19 protein-coding genes and 5 tRNA genes are annotated in these 22,873 nt (G+C 63.2%); 9 read left to right on the forward strand and 15 right to left on the reverse strand.

Translation table 11 applies throughout. From position 1 onward, the window contains the following. The coding region (locus tag HMPREF2924_RS18160) for an ATP-binding cassette domain-containing protein (protein ID WP_141765549.1) at positions 1-334 on the forward strand (334 nt) is incomplete at its 5' end. Positions 335-355: 21 nt separating this feature from the next. After that, positions 356-1,153 (forward strand): enoyl-ACP reductase FabI, encoded by a 798-nt coding sequence (gene fabI / locus HMPREF2924_RS18165; RefSeq protein WP_003132816.1) that lies wholly within the window; start codon positions 356-358, stop codon positions 1,151-1,153. A 97-nt stretch (positions 1,154-1,250) separates the two neighbouring features. On the opposite strand, the gene HMPREF2924_RS18170 is transcribed toward fabI, so the two are convergent. The 7 genes from HMPREF2924_RS18170 to tig form a co-directional block, all read right to left on the reverse strand. Beyond that, positions 1,251-3,116, reverse strand: a complete 1,866-nt coding sequence (locus tag HMPREF2924_RS18170) for a SurA N-terminal domain-containing protein (protein ID WP_003120291.1) — start codon at positions 3,114-3,116, stop codon at positions 1,251-1,253. A 103-nt stretch (positions 3,117-3,219) separates the two neighbouring features. Next, a tRNA-Asp gene (locus HMPREF2924_RS18175) sits at positions 3,220-3,296 on the reverse strand. A 51-nt stretch (positions 3,297-3,347) separates the two neighbouring features. Continuing rightward, positions 3,348-3,620, reverse strand: coding sequence for a nucleoid-associated protein HU-beta (gene hupB / locus HMPREF2924_RS18180; RefSeq protein ID WP_003087931.1), 273 nt, complete (start codon positions 3,618-3,620; stop codon positions 3,348-3,350). A gap of 135 nt (positions 3,621-3,755) precedes the next feature. Then, a complete protein-coding gene (gene lon / locus HMPREF2924_RS18185) occupies positions 3,756-6,152 on the reverse strand; it encodes an endopeptidase La (RefSeq protein WP_003124759.1) in 2,397 nt (798 codons plus the stop codon). Positions 6,153-6,283: 131 nt separating this feature from the next. Next, positions 6,284-7,564 (reverse strand): ATP-dependent Clp protease ATP-binding subunit ClpX, encoded by a 1,281-nt coding sequence (clpX, locus tag HMPREF2924_RS18190; RefSeq protein ID WP_003087924.1) that lies wholly within the window; start codon positions 7,562-7,564, stop codon positions 6,284-6,286. A gap of 104 nt (positions 7,565-7,668) precedes the next feature. Then, on the reverse strand, positions 7,669-8,310 hold the full coding sequence (gene clpP / locus HMPREF2924_RS18195; protein ID WP_003098129.1) for an ATP-dependent Clp endopeptidase proteolytic subunit ClpP: 642 nt from the start codon (positions 8,308-8,310) through the stop codon (positions 7,669-7,671). Between the two features lie 93 nt (positions 8,311-8,403). Then, positions 8,404-9,714, reverse strand: a complete 1,311-nt coding sequence (gene tig / locus HMPREF2924_RS18200) for a trigger factor (RefSeq protein ID WP_003087920.1) — start codon at positions 9,712-9,714, stop codon at positions 8,404-8,406. A 231-nt stretch (positions 9,715-9,945) separates the two neighbouring features. Here tig and parR point away from each other — a divergent pair, with 231 nt between their 5' ends. The 3 genes from parR to HMPREF2924_RS18215 all read left to right on the forward strand — a co-directional run bounded on the left by parR (position 9,946) and on the right by HMPREF2924_RS18215 (position 13,877). Beyond that, positions 9,946-10,653: a response regulator transcription factor ParR gene (gene parR, locus HMPREF2924_RS18205; RefSeq protein WP_003087915.1), complete on the forward strand. Its 708-nt coding sequence runs from the start codon at positions 9,946-9,948 to the stop codon at positions 10,651-10,653. After that, entirely contained in the window at positions 10,654-11,940 is a 1,287-nt protein-coding gene (parS, locus tag HMPREF2924_RS18210; RefSeq protein WP_003087912.1) for a sensor histidine kinase ParS, read from the forward strand. Positions 11,941-12,044: 104 nt separating this feature from the next. Then, the gene (locus HMPREF2924_RS18215) at positions 12,045-13,877 is read left to right on the forward strand and encodes a serine hydrolase domain-containing protein (RefSeq protein ID WP_003132822.1); all 1,833 of its coding nucleotides are present in this window, start codon (positions 12,045-12,047) and stop codon (positions 13,875-13,877) included. A 286-nt stretch (positions 13,878-14,163) separates the two neighbouring features. On the opposite strand, the gene HMPREF2924_RS18220 is transcribed toward HMPREF2924_RS18215, so the two are convergent. The 5 genes from HMPREF2924_RS18220 to HMPREF2924_RS18240 form a co-directional block, all read right to left on the reverse strand. Continuing rightward, positions 14,164-14,385 carry a hypothetical protein gene (locus HMPREF2924_RS18220; protein ID WP_003087901.1) on the reverse strand — a complete coding sequence of 74 codons (222 nt, stop codon included), beginning with the start codon at positions 14,383-14,385 and terminating at the stop codon, positions 14,164-14,166. Positions 14,386-14,573: 188 nt separating this feature from the next. Next, positions 14,574-14,649: transfer RNA gene (locus tag HMPREF2924_RS18225), tRNA-His, on the reverse strand. A gap of 66 nt (positions 14,650-14,715) precedes the next feature. Beyond that, positions 14,716-14,800 (reverse strand) — tRNA-Leu (locus tag HMPREF2924_RS18230). Positions 14,801-14,854: 54 nt separating this feature from the next. Beyond that, positions 14,855-14,930 (reverse strand) — tRNA-His (locus HMPREF2924_RS18235). A 51-nt stretch (positions 14,931-14,981) separates the two neighbouring features. Next, positions 14,982-15,058: transfer RNA gene (locus HMPREF2924_RS18240), tRNA-Arg, on the reverse strand. 278 nt (positions 15,059-15,336) lie between these two features. On the opposite strand from HMPREF2924_RS18240, the gene folD reads away from it, so the two are divergent. Then, positions 15,337-16,191, forward strand: a complete 855-nt coding sequence (gene folD, locus HMPREF2924_RS18245) for a bifunctional methylenetetrahydrofolate dehydrogenase/methenyltetrahydrofolate cyclohydrolase FolD (RefSeq protein ID WP_003087898.1) — start codon at positions 15,337-15,339, stop codon at positions 16,189-16,191. Positions 16,192-16,248: 57 nt separating this feature from the next. Here the strand turns inward: folD and cysS are convergent, their stop codons facing one another. Beyond that, positions 16,249-17,631, reverse strand: a complete 1,383-nt coding sequence (gene cysS / locus HMPREF2924_RS18250; RefSeq protein WP_003113587.1) for a cysteine--tRNA ligase — start codon at positions 17,629-17,631, stop codon at positions 16,249-16,251. A gap of 9 nt (positions 17,632-17,640) precedes the next feature. Further along, positions 17,641-19,311, reverse strand: a complete 1,671-nt coding sequence (locus HMPREF2924_RS18255) for a glutamine--tRNA ligase/YqeY domain fusion protein (RefSeq protein ID WP_003113586.1) — start codon at positions 19,309-19,311, stop codon at positions 17,641-17,643. A 122-nt stretch (positions 19,312-19,433) separates the two neighbouring features. Between HMPREF2924_RS18255 and HMPREF2924_RS18260 the strand changes: the two genes are divergently transcribed. From HMPREF2924_RS18260 to HMPREF2924_RS18270, 3 genes are all read left to right on the forward strand, one after another. Further along, complete coding sequence (locus HMPREF2924_RS18260; protein ID WP_003087890.1) at positions 19,434-19,931, forward strand: peptidylprolyl isomerase; 498 nt, start codon at positions 19,434-19,436, stop codon at positions 19,929-19,931. 4 nt (positions 19,932-19,935) lie between these two features. Continuing rightward, positions 19,936-20,658, forward strand: a complete 723-nt coding sequence (lpxH, locus tag HMPREF2924_RS18265; protein ID WP_003132824.1) for a UDP-2,3-diacylglucosamine diphosphatase — start codon at positions 19,936-19,938, stop codon at positions 20,656-20,658. A 132-nt stretch (positions 20,659-20,790) separates the two neighbouring features. Further along, positions 20,791-22,122: an SPFH domain-containing protein gene (locus HMPREF2924_RS18270; RefSeq protein WP_003132825.1), complete on the forward strand. Its 1,332-nt coding sequence runs from the start codon at positions 20,791-20,793 to the stop codon at positions 22,120-22,122. A gap of 48 nt (positions 22,123-22,170) precedes the next feature. Here the strand turns inward: HMPREF2924_RS18270 and HMPREF2924_RS18275 are convergent, their stop codons facing one another. Further along, positions 22,171-22,794, reverse strand: coding sequence for a tRNA isopentenyl-2-thiomethyl-A-37 hydroxylase MiaE (locus tag HMPREF2924_RS18275; RefSeq protein ID WP_003132826.1), 624 nt, complete (start codon positions 22,792-22,794; stop codon positions 22,171-22,173). Between the last annotated feature and the right edge of the window lie 79 nt (positions 22,795-22,873).

Raw genomic sequence — 22,873 nt, forward strand, 5'->3', positions numbered from 1 at the left:
CGGCCAGCGCCAGCGCATCGCCATCGCCCGGGCACTGGTGCTGAAACCGGCACTGATCCTGCTCGACGAACCGACCTCGGCGCTCGACCGCACCGTGCAGCGCCAGGTCGTGGAATTGCTGCGGCAACTGCAGGGCAAGTACAACCTCACCTACCTGTTCATCAGCCACGACCTGGCGGTGGTCAAGGCGCTCAGCCACCAGTTGATGGTGGTTCGACATGGCAAGGTGGTGGAACAGGGCAGCGCCGAAGCGGTTTTCGCCTCGCCGCAACATCCCTATACGCAGCAATTGCTGGAGGCTGCCTTCATGGCCCCGGCAAGCGCGGAAAACTGAGTAGCAGACAAGGAACGGACCATGGGATTTCTCACAGGAAAACGCGCCCTGATCGTCGGAGTCGCCAGCAAGCTCTCCATCGCTTCCGGCATCGCCGCCGCCATGCACCGGGAAGGCGCCGAACTGGCCTTCACCTACCAGAACGACAAGCTCAGGGGCCGGGTGGAGGAGTTCGCCAGTGGCTGGGGCTCGCGGCCGGAGCTGTGCTTCCCCTGTGACGTGGCCGACGACAGCCAGATCGAAGCGGTGTTCGCCGCCCTGGGCAAGCACTGGGACGGCCTGGACATCATCGTCCACTCCGTCGGATTCGCTCCAGGCGATCAGCTCGACGGCGACTTCACCGCGGTGACCACCCGCGAGGGCTTCCGCATCGCCCACGACATCAGCGCCTACAGCTTCATCGCCCTGGCCAAGGCCGGACGGGAAATGATGAAGGGCCGCAACGGCAGCCTGCTGACCCTCTCCTACCTGGGCGCCGAACGGACCATGCCGAACTACAACGTAATGGGCATGGCCAAGGCCAGCCTGGAGGCCGGGGTCCGCTACCTGGCCGGCAGCCTGGGCGCGGAAGGCACCCGGGTCAATGCGGTTTCCGCCGGGCCGATCCGAACGCTCGCCGCCTCCGGGATCAAGAGTTTCCGCAAGATGCTGGCCGCCAACGAGCGGCAGACGCCGCTGCGGCGCAACGTCACCATCGAGGAAGTCGGCAATGCCGGCGCCTTCCTCTGTTCAGACCTGGCCAGCGGTATCAGTGGCGAGATCCTCTACGTCGATGGCGGCTTCAACACTACCGCCATGGGCCTGCTGGACGACGACTGATCACCCCGCCCATGAAAAATGGCCGCTTCGAGCGGCCTTTTTCATGGGCGGAATAAAGAAAAGGCCGCGTAAGCGGCCTTTTCTCTGCATCTCGGTCTCAGTATTTCTCGACTTCCGCCTTGTCCTGCAACTGACGGCGGAAGGCGGCGAAGTCTGCCTGTCCGCTGCGCGAAGCCAGGAAGCGGCGGTACATGGCCTTCTCGTCGTCGGAGATAGCCTCCTCCGGCTCGCTGACGCCATTCAGGCGGATCACCACGTAATCGCCATTGGCCAGGGTCACGCCAGAGAGCGAAGGCTTGTCCTTGGCCTCCGGACGCTGCATGCGGAACACCGCCTGGAGCAGTTTCGGATCGACGCCTTCCTGGCCGCGGGAGGCCGCCTCGACCACTTTCCACGACTCACCCGCTGCGGAAGAGGTACGGCCTTCACGCAGCTCTGCAATCAGGGCCTCGCCACGCTTCTGCGCCTCCTCGGCGGCCTTTTCGGCGGCCAGGCGCTCGCGGATGTTCGCCGCGACCTGCTCCAGCGGTTGCTCCTTCGGCTTGTTGTGTTCCTTGACCCGCAGCACCACCACGGTGTCCGGATCCAGCTCGATGGCGCCACTGTTGGCGGCTTCTTCCAGCACCTCGGCGCTGAACGCGGTCTGCACGATCTGGCGGTTGGCAGCGATGCCGTCGCCCCCCGAACGTCCGAACGGCTGGCTGGTCTGGACCTTCAGGCCCATTTCCTGCGCCGGCTGGCTCAGGTCGGCGGCTTCGTAGGCGGAGCTTTCCAGATCCTTAGTAGCCTCGACGAAACGCTGCTCGACCATCTGCTTCTTCAGTTCGTCCTCGAGCTTCGGCTTGAGGCTTTCCAGGCTCGGCACTTCCGGTGCCTGCACGCCCAGCAGCTTGATCAGGTGGTAGCCGTACGGAGTCTTCACCGGGGCGGATACCTCACCTTGCTTCAGCGCATACAGCGCCTCCTCGAACGCGGGGTCGTACACGCCGCGGCCGGCGTAGCCCAGGTCGCCGCCGGTGGCGGCCGAGCCGATATCCTGGGAGAACTCCTTGGCCAGCGCGGCGAAATCCTCGCCCTTGGCCAGGCGAGCCTTGATCTCGTCGATCTTCGCCTTGGCCTGCTCGTCGCCGACCTTGTCGTTCACCTCGATCAGGATGTGGGCGGCATCGCGCTGCTCGGAGAGGTTGGCGATTTCCTTCTGGTACAACGCCTCGAGGTCTTCCTGCTTCACCTTGACCTGGTCGAAGAAGGAGGACTTCTTCAGTTCCACGTATTCGACGACCACCTGCTCGGGAGTCATGAACTCGCTCTTGTGGCCTTCGTAGAAGGCCTTCACCTCGTCCTCGCTCACGCTGCTCTTGGACGCGTCGGCCTTGATCGCCAGGGTGGCGAAGTCGCGGGTCTGCTTCTCGAGGCGAGCGAAGGACTGCAATTCGTTGTCGGTGACGAAACCGGTGCCCGCCAGGCCGGCGCGAAGCTGGCCGATGAGCATTTCCTGGCCGAGCATCTGGCGGAACTGCATGCGGCTGTAGTTCATCTGGCGGATGACCTGGTCGAAGCGATCCGCGTTGAACTTGCCGTCGACCTGGAACTCGGGAGTTTGCAGGATCAACTGGTCCAGCGCCTGGTCGGAGAAGGCGAACTTGTCGTCCTTGGCGGCCTGGAGCAGCAGGGTACGCTCGATCAGCCCCTTCAGGGCCGCTTCCTTGAGCAGCTTGTCATCCAGCATGGATGGATCGAAATCCTTGCCTAGGCGTTGCAGCAGCTGGCGACGCTGCATGTCCACGGCCTGTTGGACTTCATTGAGACTGATATCGTCGCCGTTGACCTTGGCGGCCACGTTGGAGTGGTCGGTGGCCCGGATGATCGCGTCGAAGCCGGTCAGCGACAGGAGAACGATGATCACGCCAATGATGGTCTTGGCGATCCAGCCCTGGGAATTATCCCTGATGTTCTGCAGCATGCAGCCCCCAAAAACTGCCACGACCAGCCGTCTTGGGCGGCGCGGCGTGGGTAAGAGATGCGGATATAAGAAAGGCGCATCCGAGGATGCGCCTTCTCGTAACTGGCGGAGCGGACGGGACTCGAACCCGCGACCCCCGGCGTGACAGGCCGGTATTCTAACCGACTGAACTACCGCTCCGCAGCCAGGCCAGCCTTGGCCGACCTGGGTAGAACGAGTCCCAAAAGACGCTTAGTTGACAGCATCCTTCAGGGCTTTACCGGCTTTGAAACCCGGGATCTTGGCAGCGGCGATCTTGATCGGCTTGCCAGTTTGCGGGTTGCGACCGGTGCGAGCAGCGCGCTCTTTGACAGCGAAGGTGCCGAAACCAACCAGCACGACGGAGTCACCAGCCTTCAGGGCGCCAGTGACGGACTCGATCACTGCGTCCAGTGCGCGACCGGCAACAGCTTTCGGGATATCAGCAGATGCGGCAATTGCATCGATCAGTTCCGACTTGTTCACTCTAAGTCCCCTTATTTCTGTTGAGTATGTTTCTATGTGTTAGGTGTAAGGAAATTCTGCGCTGGTAGGCCAACTGACTCAGCAAGTGCCGCTTTATAACAAGGGCCCAAAAACAGTGTCAAGAATACCTACCGACTAATGCGTGCTAATTCGCTCCTTGGAATCAGGCTCGCGTTTTTCATCCTTTGCAACCATCTCCGGAGCCGCATCGGGCAAGGGCTCCGGGGCGTATTGCAGCGCAATTTGCAGGACTTCGTCAATCCATTTAACCGGTTTAATAACCAGATCACTCTTAATATTGTCCGGAATTTCCTTCAGGTCGCGAACATTTTCCTCGGGAATGATCACCGTCTTGATCCCGCCGCGGTGCGCCGCCAAAAGTTTTTCTTTCAGCCCGCCGATCGCCAGCACCTGCCCACGCAGGGTGATCTCCCCGGTCATTGCCACGTCGGCGCGCACCGGGATCTGCGTGATCGCCGAAACCAGCGCCGTGCACATGCCGATGCCTGCGCTCGGGCCATCCTTCGGCGTAGCGCCTTCCGGAACGTGGATATGGATGTCACGCTTCTCGTGGAAGTCCGCCGCGATTCCTAGGCTCTGGGCGCGGCTGCGCACCACGGTCAACGCCGCGGTGATCGATTCCGCCATCACGTCACCCAGCGATCCGGTCTTGGTCAACTGGCCCTTGCCGGGTACCACGGCCGCCTCGATGGTAAGCAGCTCGCCGCCGACCTGGGTCCAGGCCAGCCCGGTCACCTGGCCGATCTGGTCCTGCTGTTCGGCGAGGCCATAACGGAACTTGCGCACGCCGAGGTAGTTCTCCAGCGTCTCGCTGGACACCACCGCCTGGATACGCTTGAGCTTGGCATGCTCCTTCACCGCCTTGCGGCAGACCTTGGCGATCTGCCGCTCGAGGCTGCGCACCCCGGCTTCGCGGGTGTAGTAGCGAATGATGTCGCGCAGGGCGCCTTCCTCGAAGGTCAGCTCGCCCTTCTTCAGGCCGTTGGCCTGGACCTGCTTCGGAATCAGGTACTTGGAGGCGATGTTGACCTTCTCGTCCTCGGTGTAGCCCGGCAGGCGGATGACTTCCATCCGATCCAGCAGGGGCGCCGGGATGTTCATCGAGTTCGCGGTGCAGAGGAACATCACGTCGGACAGGTCGTAGTCGACTTCCAGGTAGTGATCGTTGAAGTTGTGGTTCTGCTCCGGGTCGAGCACCTCGAGCAGCGCCGAGGCGGGATCCCCGCGCATGTCGCTGCCCATCTTGTCGATTTCGTCGAGGAGGAACAGCGGGTTGCGCACGCCGACCTTGGTCATCTTCTGGATCAGGCGGCCCGGCATGGAGCCGATATAGGTACGACGGTGACCGCGGATCTCGGCCTCGTCACGCACGCCGCCGAGCGCCATGCGCACGAACTTGCGATTGGTGGCGCGAGCGATGGATTCGGCCAGGGAGGTCTTGCCCACGCCGGGCGGCCCCACCAGGCAAAGGACCGGGCCCTTGAGCTTCTTCACCCGCTTTTGCACGGCGAGATACTCGAGAATGCGCTCCTTGACCTCTTCCAGGCCGTAATGGTCGGCATCGAGGATGTCTTCCGCCTTGGCGAGATCATGGCGCACCTTGCTCTCGGCCTTCCACGGCACGTTCAGCAGCCAGTCTATGTAGGAACGCACCACGGTGGCTTCCGCCGACATCGGCGACATCTGCTTGAGCTTGTTCAGCTCGGCAGTGGCCTTGGTGTGCGCCTCCTTGGTCAGGCCGGCGGCGTCGATGCGCTTCTTCAGCTCCTCGACTTCGTTGTGCCCTTCGTCGATATCGCCGAGTTCCTTCTGAATGGCCTTCATCTGCTCATTCAGGTAGTACTCGCGCTGGCTGCGCTCCATCTGCTTCTTGACCCGGCCGCGGATGCGCTTTTCCACCTGCAGCAGGTCGATCTCGGCATCCAGCAGCGCCAGGACATGCTCGACCCGCGACGACAGGTCGGTGATCTCCAGGATGTCCTGCTTCTGCTCGATCTTCAGCGCCATGTGCGCGGCCATGGTATCGACCAGCCTGCTCGGCTCGTCGATGCTGTTCAGCGAGGAAAGCACCTCGGCGGGGACTTTCTTGCCCAACTGGACGTATTGCTCGAACTGGCTCAGCAGGCTGCGAGTGAAGACCTCGGCCTCGCGCTCGCCGACATTGGCGTCGTCGATGGCCTGGACCGCGGCACGAATGTGCCCTTCCTCCTCGATGAAGCGCTCGACCTGGCCGCGCTGCTCGCCTTCGACCAGCACCTTGACGGTGCCATCCGGCAGCTTGAGCAACTGCAGCACGGTAGCGACCGTACCCATGCGGTACAGGCCATCTTCGCCCGGATCATCGTCCGCGGGGTTTTTCTGCGCCAGCAGGAGGATTTGCTTGTCGCCGGTCATCGCTGCCTCCAGGGCCTCGATGGACTTTTCCCGACCGACGAACAACGGGATGACCATGTGCGGGTACACCACCACGTCACGTAGCGGCAGCAAGGGCAATTCGACGAGTGTTTTCATAATGTCGGCTCTACAGCGGCACTTGGCCACGAAACAGATAGGAAGACCTTTCAGCCTAAGATGGGGTTAGGCCCGGGAAAAAACAAGCGTGCCAGTCGGAAAAGAAAAGGGGCCCGAAGGCCCCTGCTCTTTCATGCCTCAGGCGCAGCCTTGGCTGGCTTTTCGCTGTTCTCGTAGATCATCAGGGGTTGCGACGAGCCATCGATGACACTCTCATCGATGACCACCTTGCTGACATCCTGCTGGGAGGGAATCTCGTACATGGTATCGAGAAGGATACCTTCGAGAATTGAACGCAAGCCACGTGCACCGGTCTTGCGTTCGAGCGCCTTGCGGGCAACCGCCTTGAGTGCGTCCGGACGGAATTCGAGGTCGACGCCTTCCATCTCGAACAGCTTGGCGTACTGCTTGGTGAGAGCGTTCTTCGGCTCGGTCAGGATCTGCATGAGCGCAGCCTCGTCGAGCTCATCAAGAGTCGCGATCACCGGCAAACGCCCTACAAACTCGGGAATAAGACCGAACTTGACGAGATCTTCCGGCTCGACTTCCTTGAACGCCTCGCCGACCTTCTTGCCCATCTCCTGACTGCGCACTTCGGCATTGAAACCGATGCCGCCGCGCGCGGAACGGTTCTGGATGACCCGCTCCAGACCGGCGAAAGCGCCGCCGCAGATGAACAGGATGTTGCGCGTATCGACCTGCAGGAACTCCTGCTGCGGATGCTTGCGACCGCCCTGCGGCGGTACCGAGGCAACGGTGCCCTCGATGAGCTTCAGCAAGGCCTGCTGCACACCCTCGCCGGAAACGTCGCGAGTGATGGAGGGGTTGTCCGATTTCCGGGAAATCTTGTCGATCTCGTCGATGTAGACGATGCCCATCTGGGCCTTCTCCACATCGTAATCGCACTTCTGCAAGAGTTTCTGGATGATGTTCTCGACATCCTCGCCCACGTAGCCCGCTTCCGTCAGCGTGGTCGCATCGGCGATGGTGAACGGCACGTTCAGCAGACGTGCGAGGGTCTCGGCCAGCAGGGTCTTGCCCGAGCCGGTTGGGCCGATCATCAGAATGTTGCTCTTGCCGAGCTCGATATCGTCCTTCTTGTCACGCTGGTTGAGGCGCTTGTAGTGGTTGTATACCGCTACCGCCAGAACCTTCTTGGCCCGCTCCTGCCCGATCACGTACTGATCGAGGATGGTGCGGATCTCTTTCGGCGCCGGAAGTTTGTGCCCACTACTTTCCGCCTGCGCTTCCTGCACCTCCTCGCGGATGATGTCATTGCACAGGTCGACACACTCGTCGCAGATAAAGACCGAGGGGCCGGCAATCAACTTGCGCACTTCGTGCTGGCTCTTGCCGCAGAAGGAGCAATACAGCAGCTTGCCGTTGTCCTCGCCGTTGCGGGTATCAGTCATTCGATCGATCCAATGGGTAGCTTCAAACACAAGATGAAGGCAATTGTGGGCATTTTCAAGCCCACGAGGCGGCCGAATGTCTCGACCGCCAGTATTGCGGAGCCTTAGACGGCCAGGTCGCGCTGGGTCATGACCTTGTCGATCAGGCCATACTTGACGGCTTCGTCACCGCTCATGAAGCGGTCACGATCGGTATCGCGGGCAATGACGTCCAGGGGCTGGCCGGTGTGGTGCGCCAGGATCTGGTTCAGACGCTCCTTGATGAAGAGGATTTCCTTGGCATGGATCTCGATATCCGAGGCCTGGCCCTGGAAACCGCCCAGCGGCTGGTGGATCATCATCCGCGAATGCGGCAGGCAGTAGCGCTTGCCGGCGGCACCGCCCGCAAGCAGCAGGGCACCCATGCTGCACGCCTGACCGATACAGGTGGTCGAGACGTTGGGCTTGATGAACTGCATGGTGTCGTAGATGGACATCCCGGCAGTCACCGAGCCACCCGGCGAGTTGATGTAGAGATGAATGTCCTTCTCGGGATTTTCAGCCTCCAGGAACAGCAACTGGGCAACCACCAGGTTGGCCATGTAGTCCTCGACCTGGCCGACCAGGAAGATGATCCGCTCCTTCAGCAGGCGCGAATAGATGTCGTAGGCGCGCTCGCCGCGGGCGGACTGCTCCACCACCATGGGCACCAGGCCACCGGCGGCCTGGATATCGGGAACGTGCGGAATAAAAGAGTTGCGAGACATGTCTTGCGATCACTCCCTAACAGATAGTGAAGCCTCAAAGACGCACAAGCCAGCACTAAGGCTGGCTTGTGGGATTCGAACGAGAGGAACGAATCAGGCCGCTTGCGGAGCTTCGGCCGGCTTGACCGCTTCTTCGTAGGATACCTGCTTATCGGTCACAGTGGCCTTTTGCAGGACAGTATCTACGACTTGTTCTTCCAGTACAACAGAACGGACTTCGTTCAGCTGGGGCTCGTTCTTGAAGTACCAGGCGACGACCTGCTCGGGCTCCTGGTAGGCCGAGGCCATTTCCTCGATCATTTCGCGAACGCGACCTTCGTCGGCCTTCAGCTCGTGCTGCTTGACCACTTCGGCGACGATCAGGCCCAGCACCACACGGCGCTTGGCCTGCTCTTCGAACAGCTCGGCCGGCAGTTGGTCAGGCTTGATGTTGCCACCGAACTGCTGGACGGCCTGCACGCGCAGACGGTTCACTTCGTTGCCGATCAGGGCCTTGGGCACTTCGATCGGATTGGCCTGCAGCAGACCTTCCATGACCTGGTTCTTGACCTTGGACTTGATCGCCTGGCGCAACTCGCGCTCCATGTTCTTCTGCACTTCGGCGCGGAAGCCATCGAGACCGGTTTCCTTCACGCCGAACAGAGCGAAGAACTCTTCGTTCAGTTCCGGCAGCTTGGGCTCGGCTACGCTATTGACGGTAACGGTGAACTCGGCAGCCTTGTTGGCCAGGTCCAGGTTCTGGTAGTCCTCGGGGAAGGTCAGGTTGAGCACGCGCTCTTCACCGGCCTTCGCCCCCACCAGCCCTTCTTCGAAGCCGGCGATCATGCGACCGGAGCCCAGCACCAGCAGGGTGCCCTTGGCGGAACCGCCGGCGAAGGCTTCGCCGTCGATCTTGCCGACGAAGTCGATGTTCAACTGGTCATCGTTCTGGGCGGCACGCTCGACCACTTCGAAACGGGTGTTCTGCTTGCGCAGGACATCGAGCATGTTGTCGACATCAGCATCGGAAACTTCGGCCTGCAGGCGCTCGACCTTGATGTCTTCCAGGCCGGAAACGGTAAATTCCGGGAAGACTTCGAAGGTTGCGATGTATTCCAAGTCCTTGCCTTTCTCGAAGGACTTGGGCTCTACCGACGGCGAACCGGCCGGATTCAGCTTCTGCTCGACCACGGCTTCGTAGAAGGTTTCCTGAATCAGATCGCCCATGGCTTCCTGGCGCGCGGAAGCTTCGTAGCGCTGACGAATGACACTCATCGGCACCTTGCCGGGGCGGAAACCTGGAATCTTGGCACGACGGGCGGTCTGCTGCAGACGCTTGTTGACTTCGGTCTCGATACGCTCGGCAGGCACACCAACGGTCATGCGGCGCTCAAGAGCGGAAGTGCTTTCAACAGAAACTTGCATGGATATTCCTCGTTGCACAGACGTAAGCCGGTCCTTCCGGCTCCCAGAATCAAGGGCATGCATTCTAGTAGAGGGAAAAGCAGAAGTCACCCCGCCAGGGTGCAGGCGGATCCCCGGGGTGTTTCCGGCCGCTTCCGCCGATCGCAGCCCGGTCTCGAACGAGTCGCTGGAGCTTCGCCGGAAGCGGGTGCATATAATGCCAGCCGATTCCGCTCCGACCGATGAAACCCTATGGACTGCCCTACCCTCAGCAAGGTATTGCTCGTCGAAGACGACCAGAAGCTCGCCCGCCTGATTGCCAGCTTCCTTTCCCAGCATGGTTTCGAAGTGCGCCAGGTGCATCGCGGTGATGCCGCGTTCGCCGCTTTCCTCGACTTCAAGCCGCAAGTGGTGGTTCTCGACCTCATGCTCCCCGGACAGAATGGTCTGCAGGTGTGCCGGGAGATCCGCCGGGTCGCGAACCTGCCGATCCTCATACTCACCGCCCAGGAGGACGATCTTGATCACATCCTCGGCCTGGAGTCCGGCGCCGACGACTACGTGATCAAGCCGATCGAGCCACCGGTGCTGCTCGCCCGCCTGCGCGCCCTGATGCGCCGGCACGCGCCCCTTCCCGCCTCCCCGGAAAGCCTGACATTCGGCAAGCTGAACATCGACCGACGGCGGCGCGAAGCGGAACTCGAAGGCCGCGGCATAGAACTGACCACGATGGAGTTCGAGCTGCTCTGGCTGCTGGCCAACCAGGCAGGGGAAATACTTTCCCGCGACGAGATCCTCAACCAGATCCGCGGCATCGGCTTCGACGGCCTGAACCGCAGCGTCGACGTCTGCATCAGCAAGCTGCGCAATAAACTGAAGGACAATCCGCGCGAGCCGGTCCGGATCAAGACCGTCTGGGGCAAGGGCTACCTGTTCAACCCGCTGGGCTGGGAACTCTGAATGCTGCGCCTGTTCCTGCGCCTCTACCTGCTGCTGGCCCTGGGGTTCGCTGCCGCGATCTTCGTGGTCGACCATGTCATCGACGCGTTCTACGACAGCATCGTCGAGAACTATCACCGCGACGCCGTTCGCGGCCAGGCCTATTCGCTGGTGGAAAAGCTGGCCCCGCTGGACCAGGCCGGACGCCAGCGACAGCTCGAAGACTGGCGTCCCCACTACGGGCTCGAGCTGAGCCTGACGGATGCCAGGCAGGCGAAGCTGACGCAGGAAGAGCAGGCCCTCCTCGACAAGAACCTGCTGGTGGTACGCGAGGACTTTACGGAATTCATCAGCCGCATCGACGCGGGTCCGCAGCTGCTCGACATCAAGCTGCCGCCGGAACCCTCGCTGACCCCACTGTTCACCGTGCTGGCCTACATCCTGCTCGGCGTGCTGGTCGGCATCGCCCTGCTGGTATGGGTCCGCCCGCACTGGCGCGACCTCGAGACCCTGCGCCTGGCCGCGCAACGCTTCGGCGATGGCGACCTGTCATCGCGCACGCGCATTTTCCGACGCTCCGATATCCGCACCCTGGCCCAGCACTTCAACCAGATGGCCGACCGCATCGAAAGCCTGATCAGCAACCAGCGCGAACTGACCAACGCGGTATCCCACGAATTGCGCACGCCGATCTCCCGCCTGTCCTTCGAACTCGAGCAATTGAACAAGCAGGTCGACGCCGAAGTACGCCACGACCTGATAGAGGACATGCGCGCCGACCTCGGCGAACTGGAGGAAATGGTCTCCGAACTGCTGACCTACGCCCGCCTGGAGCACGGCAACGTCGGGAGCCACCGGGAAATCGTCGACGCCGCGAGCTGGCTGGATAGCGTCGTCGCCGACGTCGCCCTGGAAGCCGAAGCCGCCGGAGTCACCTGCGAGATCAGCGCCTGCCAGGTCGAACAGATCCGCATCGAGCCTCGCTTCATGGCGCGCGCCGTGATCAACCTGTTGCGCAACGCCATCCGCCACGCACACTCGCGCGTCGAAATCGCCCTCCTCGATCAAGGCGACAGCTGTCAGATACGGGTCAACGACGACGGCCCCGGGATACCGGCGGACGCCCGGCAGAAGATCTTCGAACCCTTTTCGCGCCTGGACGACAGCCGCGATCGCAGCACCGGCGGCTTCGGCCTGGGCCTGGCGATCGTCCGCCGGGTCGCGCAATGGCACGGCGGCTATGCGGAAGCGCTGGAAACGCCGCAGGGAGGCGCCTCCTTCCGCCTGACCTGGGAGCGACCCCGTTGACAGCGGAGGCTTAACAATCTTTCACAGATTGCTGACAAAGCCGTAAGGATTGCCAGCCAGGCCCGCCCTAGCATGGGACACCTCGCCTTTCCGCCAGGTATTCCATGTTTCGCGCCATGCACCTTCCCCTTCTCGGCTGCCTGCTCGGCACCAGCGGCTGCCACGGCCTGCCACCCGCCCCGCCAGCGCCGAGCGCCGCCGTGGGCAACTACGGCGAGGTCATCGACTATCTGCAACGCCACATCCGCCGGGAAATGGAAAGGCAGGACGTGCCCGGCCTGGCCCTGGCATTGGTCGACGACCAGCAACTGGTCTGGGCTCGCGGTTTCGGCTATGCCGACCGACAGCACAGGATCAACGCCAGCGAGCACACCGCATTCCACGCCGGCGACCTGTCCAAGCTACTGATCGCCAGCGCGACCCTGCAACTGGCCGAACGCGGCCAACTCTCTCTCGACGCTCCGCTCCAGGACACCTTGCGCGAGTTCTACGTACGCTCACGCTTCCATGCCGACCAGAGCGAGGCGGATCGCGCGATTACTTTCCGCCGGCTGCTCAGCCATCAGTCCGGCCTTCCTGGCGAACACCTGCCGCCCCTGTTCGGCGAACGCCCGAACTCACTCGGCCAACTGCCGGCGAAAGTATCCGGTGTCTGGCTGAGCAATCCGCCGGGAACCCAGGTCGCCTATTCCAACCTTGGCTACGAACTGGTCGGCGCGGCCATCGAGCGCAACACCGGAAAGCACTTCGAGCAGCACATGCGCGAGCACCTGCTGGAGCCTTTGCAGATGACCCGCTCCAGCTTCGCCAGGAACGCCCTGCCCCAGGCGCAACGCGCCCACGGCTACAGCGGCGGCGGTCGCCCCGGCTCCGCCAGCGACCTCCCGGTCAACGATCTGTGGAGCAGCCCGGTCGACCTCAGCCGCTTCGTCCGCATGCTGTTCGCCAACGGGCGCCACAAGGAGCGCCAGCTTCTCCGGAAACACTCCGTCGAGGAGATGTTCCGCCAGCAGAACGCCGGCAATGCCCTGGACTTCGACTGCCAGGTGGGCCTGGCCTGGTTCCTCAGCCCGTGCGGCTCCGCGCTGCTGGAAGGGGGCATCCGTCACTATGAGTACGCCAGCGCCACCCCAGGATTCAGCGCCCACCTGGTTCTGCTGCCGGAACAGCGCCTCGCCGCCATTGTCATGAGCAACGCCGATGACCGCGGTTCGCTCACCGCCTCCCTGGCCCGGCAAGCGGCGTCGCTCATGCTGCAGGTCAGGCAGGGCGCTCGTCGCCCCGCCGTACAGCCCACCCCCGCGCGCGCCCCCGCACTGAAGGTGCCGAGCCCGGAGGACCGGCGACAGCTATACGGACGTTACGCAACCCGCCAAGGCCAGGTTCGCCTGTACGAGCGCCGGGGTCGCCTGTACGCAGATTTCAGCGAACAACGCGTGGAACTGTTGCGCGACACCTCGGGCTGGCTGCAGATGAGAAAAAGACTGCTGGGATTCTGGCCCGTCGGCGTGGACAGCGCCGGACAGTTGCAACTGGACGTGGTCAGCTACGGCCAACGCCGAATCCTGGTGTCCCGCCGCCACGGCCAGGCCGCCTACCTCGGCGAGCGCATCGAGCCGACACCCCTGCCCCAGGCCTGGACCGAAGCCGTCGGCACCTACCGCGTCGCCAGCACGGGCCGGCACAGCTACCTGAACGGCCTGAGCATCAGGATCGAAGACGGCTTCCTGCTGGTGCGCGGGCAAGCCGGAGGAACCCGCTCCGGCGAGTTCATCCTGCAACCCATCGACAGCGCACACGCCGTCCTGGCCGGCAGCGGCCAGGGCCTGGGAGACACCTTCAGTCGCGACTTCGACGGTCTTAACGCGCTCGGCTACCGCTTCGCCCAGCAAGACACCAAGGCACGTCCCTGGCTGCAACGGAAGGAGTCCCCATGAGAAGCCCCTCCCTGTGCCTCGCCGGCACGCTCGCCAGCCTCTGCTCCGCCGCTGTCGCCGAAGAGTGGCATGACAGCATCGGCCTGGGCGTCCTGGTGGAATACCGTTTCTGAAACGCACCGAGAGAGAATACGAACATGTTCACCGCCTTCGCCTTCCGCGGCCGCCAACCTTATACCGTTCGCCGGAACACAGCCCAGGGCGCGACCTTGCGCCCGAAACTGGCGAACCGGCCGGATGCGCCGGCTTCCGCCGGGAAGTCCTGAACTGCGGAGCGTCTACGGCCTCATTGGCAACGGATCACGCCGCTGGCGATTTCGTCGTCGATGGAGCGCAGCGCATCGGCATCCTGGTGCATCTGCTCGATCACCTCGAGCAGGCGCTGCGCCAGCTTCGGATCGTTCGCCCGCTCGACGGCGCGCATGACCTCGACCGCAGCCGATTCATGATTGTTCGCCATCTGCTTGAGAGCCTTGCGCAAGCGCTGCTCGGTCCATTTCATCGACATGTCGCTTCACCCAGACTGCATATACGGACCCGCCAGGAACGACGGGCTCGCTTAAGAGCGCCGGAGCTGGAACAAGTTCAACCTGCCGTCGCCCCATGAGGGCGGGTTGGGTGCCGGAAAGGCAAGCGGAGAAGAGATCGAGAAGCGCAAACGAAAACGCCAGGCACAAGGCCTGGCGCTTCGAAATATGGGGTGGACGATGGGAATCGAACCCACGACACCAGGAGCCACAATCCTGTGCTCTACCAACTGAGCTACGCCCACCATATCGTGAATCGTGCCGGACGTTCCGGCTTCAACCGCAGCGGCCGGACAAGCCGAGCCTGAAGGTGGTGCGGACGGAGAGACTCGAACTCTCACGCCTTGCGGCGCTGGAACCTAAATCCAGTGTGTCTACCAATTCCACCACGTCCGCGGGACACTGCTTGGAAATGAAAACGCCAGGCCTCGGGCCTGGCGCTTCGGAATATGGGGTGGACGATGGGAATCGAACCCACGACACCAGGAGCCACAATCCTGTGCTCTACCAACTGAGCTACGCCCACCATATTACGACTTGCGGTAAAACATCGCCTGCTTCTTGCCGATTCGCCGAATGGCGCACCCGGCAGGACTCGAACCTGCGACCATCCGCTTAGAAGGCGGATGCTCTATCCAGCTGAGCTACGGGCGCTTTATTCATCTGCATTCAATGCTGAGCGCAAACTTTAAGCTCTGGCAATCACAAAGTCAGCAACCGACTTGCATTACCTCTTACCCTGCGTCCGGCTGTGCTCGGCAAGCGGGGCGCATGTTATACAGGGGGCGAAAGGCCGTCAACGGTTTTTTTAAAAAAATTCAGCTATATAAAGGAGTTACGGCAAATCCGCGGGTCGCCTCCTTTGCCCCGGGCGGCGTCCATGCGAAAATGCGCGTCCTTTTTCCACCCGATTCGATGGTTACCCTTCCGACATGACCGCACAACTGATCGACGGCAAAGCGATCGCCGCCAACCTTCGCCAGCAGATAGCCCAACGCGTGACCGAGCGCCGCCAGCAAGGCCTGCGCGTTCCCGGCCTGGCGGTGATCCTGGTCGGCACCGATCCGGCCTCTCAGGTCTATGTGGCGCACAAGCGCAAGGACTGCGAGGAAGTCGGCTTTCTCTCCCAGGCCTACGATCTTCCCGCCGAAACCAGCCAGGACGACCTGCTGGCCCTGATCGACCGCCTGAACGACGACCCCGCCATCGACGGCATCCTGGTCCAGCTACCCCTGCCCGCCCACCTGGACGCCTCCCTGCTGCTGGAGCGTATCCACCCGGACAAGGACGTGGACGGTTTCCATCCCTACAACATCGGCCGCCTGGCCCAGCGCATGCCCCTGCTGCGCCCCTGCACCCCGAAAGGCATCATGACCCTGCTCGCCAGCACCGGCGCCGACCTGTACGGCATGGACGCGGTCGTGGTCGGCGCCTCGAACATCGTCGGCCGGCCCATGGCTCTGGAGTTGCTGCTGGGTGGCTGCACCGTCACCGTGACCCACCGCTTCACCCGCGACCTGGCCGACCATGTGTCGCGCGCCGACCTGGTGGTGGTCGCTGCCGGCAAGCCGGGACTGGTCAAGGGCGAGTGGATCAAGGAAGGCGCCATCGTCATCGACGTCGGCATCAACCGCCAGGCCGACGGCCGTCTGGTCGGCGACGTGGAATACGAGGTGGCGGCGCAACGCGCCAGCTGGATCACCCCGGTGCCGGGCGGCGTCGGGCCGATGACCCGCGCCTGCCTGCTGGAAAATACCCTGCACGCCGCCGAACACCTGCACGACTGAGGTCGCCGGTAATAAAAAGCCCCGCGAACGCGGGGCTTTTCATTTATCGCTGCGGGTTCAGTCGGCCAGGCGCCAGGTAGTGCCGCCCTTGCCATCCTCCAGCACCACGCCCATGGCGGTGAGCTGGTCGCGAATCCGGTCGGACTCCGCCCAGTTCTTCGCCGCCCGCGCCTCCAGGCGCGCCTGGATCAACGCCTCGACCTCGGCCGCATCGACCTTGCCCTCGGCGCCCGCCTGCAGGAAGGCTTCCGGCTCCAGCTGCAGCACCCCCAGCAGGCCAGCCAACTGCTTCAGGCGCGCGGCCAGCGCGGCCGCCGCCGACAGGTCGCTTTCGCGCAGACGATTGACCTCCCGCGCCAGCTCGAACAGCACCGAGCAGGCACCCGCGGTATTGAAGTCGTCGTCCATCGCCGCGGCGAAGCGCTCGACATACTCCGCCGCTTCCGCCGGCGCCGCCTCGGGCAACCCCTTGAGCGCGTTGTAGAAACGGTCCAGGGCCGCCTTGGCCTCGCGCAGGTTCTCCTCCGAGTAGTTGATCGGACTGCGGTAATGGCTGGCGATCAGCAGGTAACGCACCACTTCGGGGTGATATTTCTCCAGCACTTCGCGGATGGTGAAGAAATTGCCCAGCGACTTGGACATCTTCTCGCCGTTGATGGTAATCATCCCGCAGTGCAGCCAGGACTTGGCGTAGGGCTTGCCAGTCGCGGCCTCGCTCTGGGCGATCTCGTTCTCGTGGTGAGGGAACTCCAGGTCGTTGCCACCGCCATGGATGTCGAAGGAATCGCCCAGGCAGCAGGTGGACATCACCGAGCATTCGATGTGCCAGCCCGGGCGCCCCTCGCCCCAGGGCGACGACCAGCTCGGCTCGCCCGGCTTGGCGCCCTTCCAGAGCACGAAATCGAGCGGATCCTCCTTCGCTTCGCCCGGCTCGATCCGCGCACCGATGCGCAGGTCCTCGACCCGCCGCCGCGACAACTTGCCGTAGCCAGCGAACTTGCCGACCCGGTAGTACACGTCACCGTTGCCCGGCGCGTAGGCATAGCCCTTGTCGATCAGGGTCTGGATCATCGCGTGCATGCCGGCGATGTGATCGGTGGCGCGCGGCTCCTGGTCCGGTTTGAGGATGTTCAGCCGGGCCTCGTCCTCGTGCATCGCCGCGATCATGCGCTCGGTCAGCACATCGAACGGCTCGCCGTTCTCGTTGGCGCGATTGATGATCTTGTCATCGATATCGGTGATGTTGCGCACGTACGTCAGGTCGTAGCCACGGTGGCGCAACCAGCGGGTGATCACGTCGAACGCCACCATGCTGCGGCCGTGGCCCAGATGGCAGTAGTCGTACACGGTCATGCCGCACACGTACATGCGCACCTGGTTGCCGACCAGCGGCGTGAAGACTTCTTTGGTCTTGCTCAGCGTGTTGTAGATCTGCAGCACGGTTTTTCCTCAGCCCTGTCCCCAGGAGTCACGCAGGGTGACGGTACGGTTGAACACCGGCTTGCCCGGCCTGGAGTCCTTCAGGTCGGCGACGAAATAGCCTTCGCGCTCGAACTGGAAGCGATCCTCCGGGTTCGCCTGGCCCAGCGACGGCTCGGCGCGACAGCCGGCCAGTACCTGCAGGGAGTCGGCGTTGATGTTGTCGAGGAAGCTACCGCCCTCTTCCGCCTTCTCCGGATTGGCCGAGCGGAACAGCCGATCGTACAGGCGCACTTCGCACTCGACGCTGCCCTCGGCCGGCACCCAGTGGATCACGCCCTTGACCTTGCGGCCTTCCGGGTTCTTGCCCAGGGTGTCCGGATCGTAGCTGCAGCGCAGTTCGACGATATTGCCGTCGGCATCCTTGATCGCTTCGTCGGCACGGATCACGTAGCTGCCGCGCAGACGCACCTCGCCACCGGGGATCAGGCGCTTGTAGCCGGCCGGCGGGACTTCCTCGAAGTCACCGGCATCGATGAACAGCTCGCGACCGAACGGCAGTACGCGCACTCCCATGTCTTCCTTCGGATGACGCGGCAACTCGAGGTTCTCCACCTGCCCTTCGGGGTAGTTGGTGATCACCACCTTGAGCGGTTTCAGCACGCACATGGCACGCGGCGCGGTGGCGTCCAGGTGGTCGCGGATGCTGAACTCGAGCATGCCGATGTCGACCACGCCGCTGGCACGGTTCACCCCGATCATCTCGCAGAAGTTGCGGATCGACTCCGGGGTGTAGCCGCGGCGGCGATAGCCGGACAGGGTCGACATGCGCGGATCGTCCCAGCCGCTGACATGGCCTTCGTCGACCAGTTGCTTGAGCTTGCGCTTGCTGGTCACGGTGTAGTTCAGGTTGAGCCGGGAGAATTCGTACTGGCGCGGTTGCGCAGGCACCGGCAGGTTGGCCAGGAACCACTCGTAGAGCGGACGATGGTCTTCGAATTCCAGGGTGCAGATCGAATGGGTGATGCCCTCGATGGCGTCCGACTGACCGTGGGTGAAGTCGTAGCTCGGGTAGATGCACCACTTGTCGCCGGTCTGGTGGTGATGCGCATGGCGGATGCGGTACAGGATCGGGTCGCGCAGGTTCATGTTCGGCGAACCCATGTCGATCTTCGCCCGCAGCGAACGGGCGCCGTCGGGGAACTCACCGGCCTTCATGCGGGCGAACAGGTCGAGGTTCTCCTCCACCGAACGGTCACGGTAAGGGCTGTTGCGGCCCGGCTCGGTGAGGGTGCCGCGGTATTCGCGCATTTCCTCGGGACCGAGGTCGCAGACGAACGCCTTGCCGGCCTTGATCAGCTCGACGGCCCAGGCATGCAGCTGGTCGAAATAGTTGGAGGCATAGCAGACCTCGCCGGACCACTGGAAGCCCAGCCACTTGATGTCGGCCTCGATGGCATCGATGTACTCCTGGTCTTCCTTGGCCGGGTTGGTGTCATCGAAGCGCAGATGGCAATCGCCAGCGAATTCCTGGGCCAGGCCGAAGTTCAGGCAGATCGACTTGGCGTGGCCGATGTGCAGGTAACCGTTGGGCTCCGGGGGGAAACGGGTGACGATCTTCGCGTGCTTGCCGGCATCCAGGTCGGCTTGAACGATCTGGCGCAGGAAGTTCGGGGCGGCGGTGGTCTCTGGCTTGCTCATGGGATCCTTGGTCATGCTCTCGCCCGACCAGGGTAGGCCGGGCAAATCAAAGCGCTTATCATAGCCGAAGCTGTCAACCCCCTGACAGGCCTTCGATTTTCACGACAAAGCGGATTACCCACATGATCAAGCTGCATACCAACCATGGCGTCATCACCCTGAAGCTCGATGAAGAGAAAGCCCCGGAAACCGCGGCGAACTTCAAGGAGTACGTGAAAAGCGGCCACTACGACAACACCGTCTTCCACCGCGTGATCAACAACTTCATGATCCAGGGCGGCGGTTTCGAGCCGGGCATGAAGCAGAAGCCCACCCGCGCACCGATCAAGAACGAAGCCAACAACGGCCTGACCAACAAGGTCGGCAGCATCGCCATGGCTCGTACCATGGACCCGCATTCGGCCAGCGCGCAGTTCTTCATCAACGTCGCCGACAACGATTTCCTCAACCACACCGCCCCCACCACCCAGGGCTGGGGCTATGCCGTATTCGGCGAAGTGGTCGAGGGCATGGACGTGGTCAACAAGATCAAGGGCGTGGCCACCACCATGCGCAGCGGCCACCAGGACGTGCCGGCCGAGGACGTGATCATCGAGAAGGCCGAAATCGTCGAAGAATGAAGCGATGAGCGTCCTGTTCATCTCGGACCTGCATCTCGAAGCGGAACGCCCGGACATCACCCGGGCGTTTCTGTCTTTCCTCGATGAGCGCGCCCGCCGGGCCGAGGCCCTGTACATCCTCGGCGACTTCTTCGAAGCCTGGATCGGCGACGACGGCATGGACGCCTTCCAGCGCTCCATCGCCCAGTCCCTGCGCCAGGTGGCCGACGGCGGTACGCGCATCTACCTGATGCACGGCAATCGCGACTTCCTCATTGGCAAGGCGTTCTGCCGCGAGGCCGGATGCACGCTGCTGCCCGACCCGAGCGTGATCGACCTGTACGGCGAGCCGGTATTGCTGATGCACGGGGACAGCCTGTGCACCCGCGACGAGGCCTACATGCGCCTGCGCCGCTGGCTGCGCAACCCGCTCACGCTCTGGGTACTGCGCCACCTGCCGCTGGCCACCCGGCACAAGCTGGCACGCAAGCTGCGCAAGGAAAGCCGCGCGCAGACCCGCATGAAAGCCGTCGACATCATCGATGTCACACCCGAAGAAGTGCCCCGGGTCATGCGCAGGCATGGCGTGCGTACCCTGATCCACGGCCACACTCATCGGCCGGCCGAACACCCGCTGGACATCGACGGCCAGCCCGCCCGGCGCATCGTGCTCGGCGACTGGGACCACCAGGGCTGGGCCCTGGAGGTCGACGCCAACGGCCATCGCCAGGCGCCCTTCCCGCTCTGACCCACCCAGGCCCGCCATGCGGGCCTTTCAGCGAAACATTATGCGATTCGCATTTTTTCCGCCGTCCATCTTGACGTTGCGGGCCACCTTTCAGCAGGATCGCGCTCCCCCACCCCGCATCAAGGAATGATCGTGATCATCTCGAAGGGAAACCTCACCAAGTTCGTCGCCGCCCCCCTCGGCGTGCTCGCCCTCGGCTTCGGCCTGTTCAACGGCGTGTTCTTCTATAACGAAGCCGGCTTCATGACCCATGTAAGGACCATCTTCGGCGACGAGAAGATCGTCGATGACGTCGGCTACGCGACCAAGTGGTTCGGTCGCGCCACCACCTGGAAGAAGGCCATCAGCGTGCAGTCCGTGCTGGTCATGGACGATAACGACACCAATCCGGACAACGACGGCCTCGGCGCCACCATCGAGGCTTTCCCGATCGTGTTCCTCGGCAACGTCGACGCCAAGGTCGAATCTTCCGCGCGCTTTCGCCTGCCCGGCGGCGAGCCGTTCCTGAAGATGGCCCAGGAATACCGCAACCCGGACAATTTCATCCGCACCGCACTGGTGCCGGCGATCAAGGAAACCCTCCAGGCCACCGCTTCGCTGATGAGCGCCGACGACTACTACGCCGGAGCCCGCAGCGAATTCGCCGCCGAGTTCGAGAACCAGCTCAACGACGGCCTGTACCTGATCAAGCGCAAGGAAGTCCGTGGGCCGCGCGGCGCCATTCCGCACCAGACCGCGATCCTCCAGGCCGGCACCGAGCAGGGAGCGTTCGGCGACAACAACGCCAGCCAGTTCGTCACCGAGAAGGTCACCGATGCCAAGGGCATCCCGGTACGCAAGCAACAGCAGTTCCGCAAGTTCGGCGTCGAGGTGGTGGAAGCGCGGATCACCAACGTCGATCCCAACCCGCAGTACAAGCAGCGCATGGTCAAGGTCCAGCAGGCGCTCGCCGAGCTGGCGGTGGCGCGGCAGAACCGCCTGAAGGAAGAAGAGGAAAAGCTGCTGGTCACCGCCCGCGGCGAGAAGGAAGTCGAGGCCAAGCGCCAGGAAACCCTGCGCGACCAGATCGAACGCACCACCCAGGCGGAAACCGACAAGCAATTGGCGGTGATCAACGCCGAGCGCGAGAAGCAGCGCGCCGAGATCGAGAAGCAGACCGCCGAACTGCTGCGCGACAAGGCCACGGTGACCGCCCAGGCCACCAAGATCACCGCCGACGCCGAGGCTTACGCCCGCGAAGCGGTGATCAAGGCGGACGGCGCGTTGCAGCCGAAGCTCGACGCGCTGATCGCGATCAACAAGGTCTGGGCCGAAGCCGCCGCCCAGGCCCCCGTCCCCAGCGTAATGATGGGCGCCGGCGCCAACGGCGCGGCGAGCCGCCAGGACGAGATTGGCCAGCTGATGGGCGTTCTGGCGACCAAGGCCGCCCGCGACCTGGCCCTCGACCTCAAGGTCAAGGACTGATTCAGGCAGCAAAAAAAGCGCCCCGCGGGGCGCTTTCTTGTTTCCGGCTCAGGCCACCAGGTCCACCGGGTGGCCGCTGTGGAAGCGGAATTCGTTGTCCGGACTGCTGATCAGCTCGGCCTCCTTGGCCCGCACCACCTCGATCGCCCGCTCCACGTCGGCCTCGTCGCCGTACTGGTAGGCCAGCTTCAGGTAGTCCTGGAAATGCCGCGACTCGGACTTCAGCAAACCGCCGTAGAATTTCGCCAGCTCCGCGTCCAGGTGCGGCACCAGGGCGGCGAAGCGCTCGCAGGAACGCGCCTCGATGAAGGCGCCGACCACCAGCGTATCGGTCAGCCGCTGCGGCTCCTGCTTGCGCACCAGGTCGCGCAGCGCCGAGGCGTAGCGGGAGGCGCTGACATTGACCACCGGGATGCCGCGTTTCTTCAGGATCGCCAGCACCTGCTCGAAGTGGCGCAGCTCCTCGCGCGCCAGGCGGCTCATCTTGTTCACCAGGTCCAGGCGGCCGGAGTACTTGCCGATCAGTTGCATCGCCGTCGCCGCGGCCTTCATCTCGCAGGCCTTGTGGTCCAGCAGCATGACGTCCTGGCGCTCCAGGGCCGCCTCGACCCAGGCGGCGGGAGTGGAACAGGCGAGGAATTGGTCGATCTCGGGCAACATGGCGCAGGTCACTCATTCTGGAAAGGGTCTGCCACGACGCTGGTCGGGGCAGGAAAGGCGGAGCATTATACGGAAGCTGCGGTGGTCGGGC

The sequence above is a fragment of the Pseudomonas sp. HMSC063H08 genome (genome assembly GCF_001813645.1).
GTDB lineage: Bacteria > Pseudomonadota > Gammaproteobacteria > Pseudomonadales > Pseudomonadaceae > Pseudomonas > Pseudomonas aeruginosa.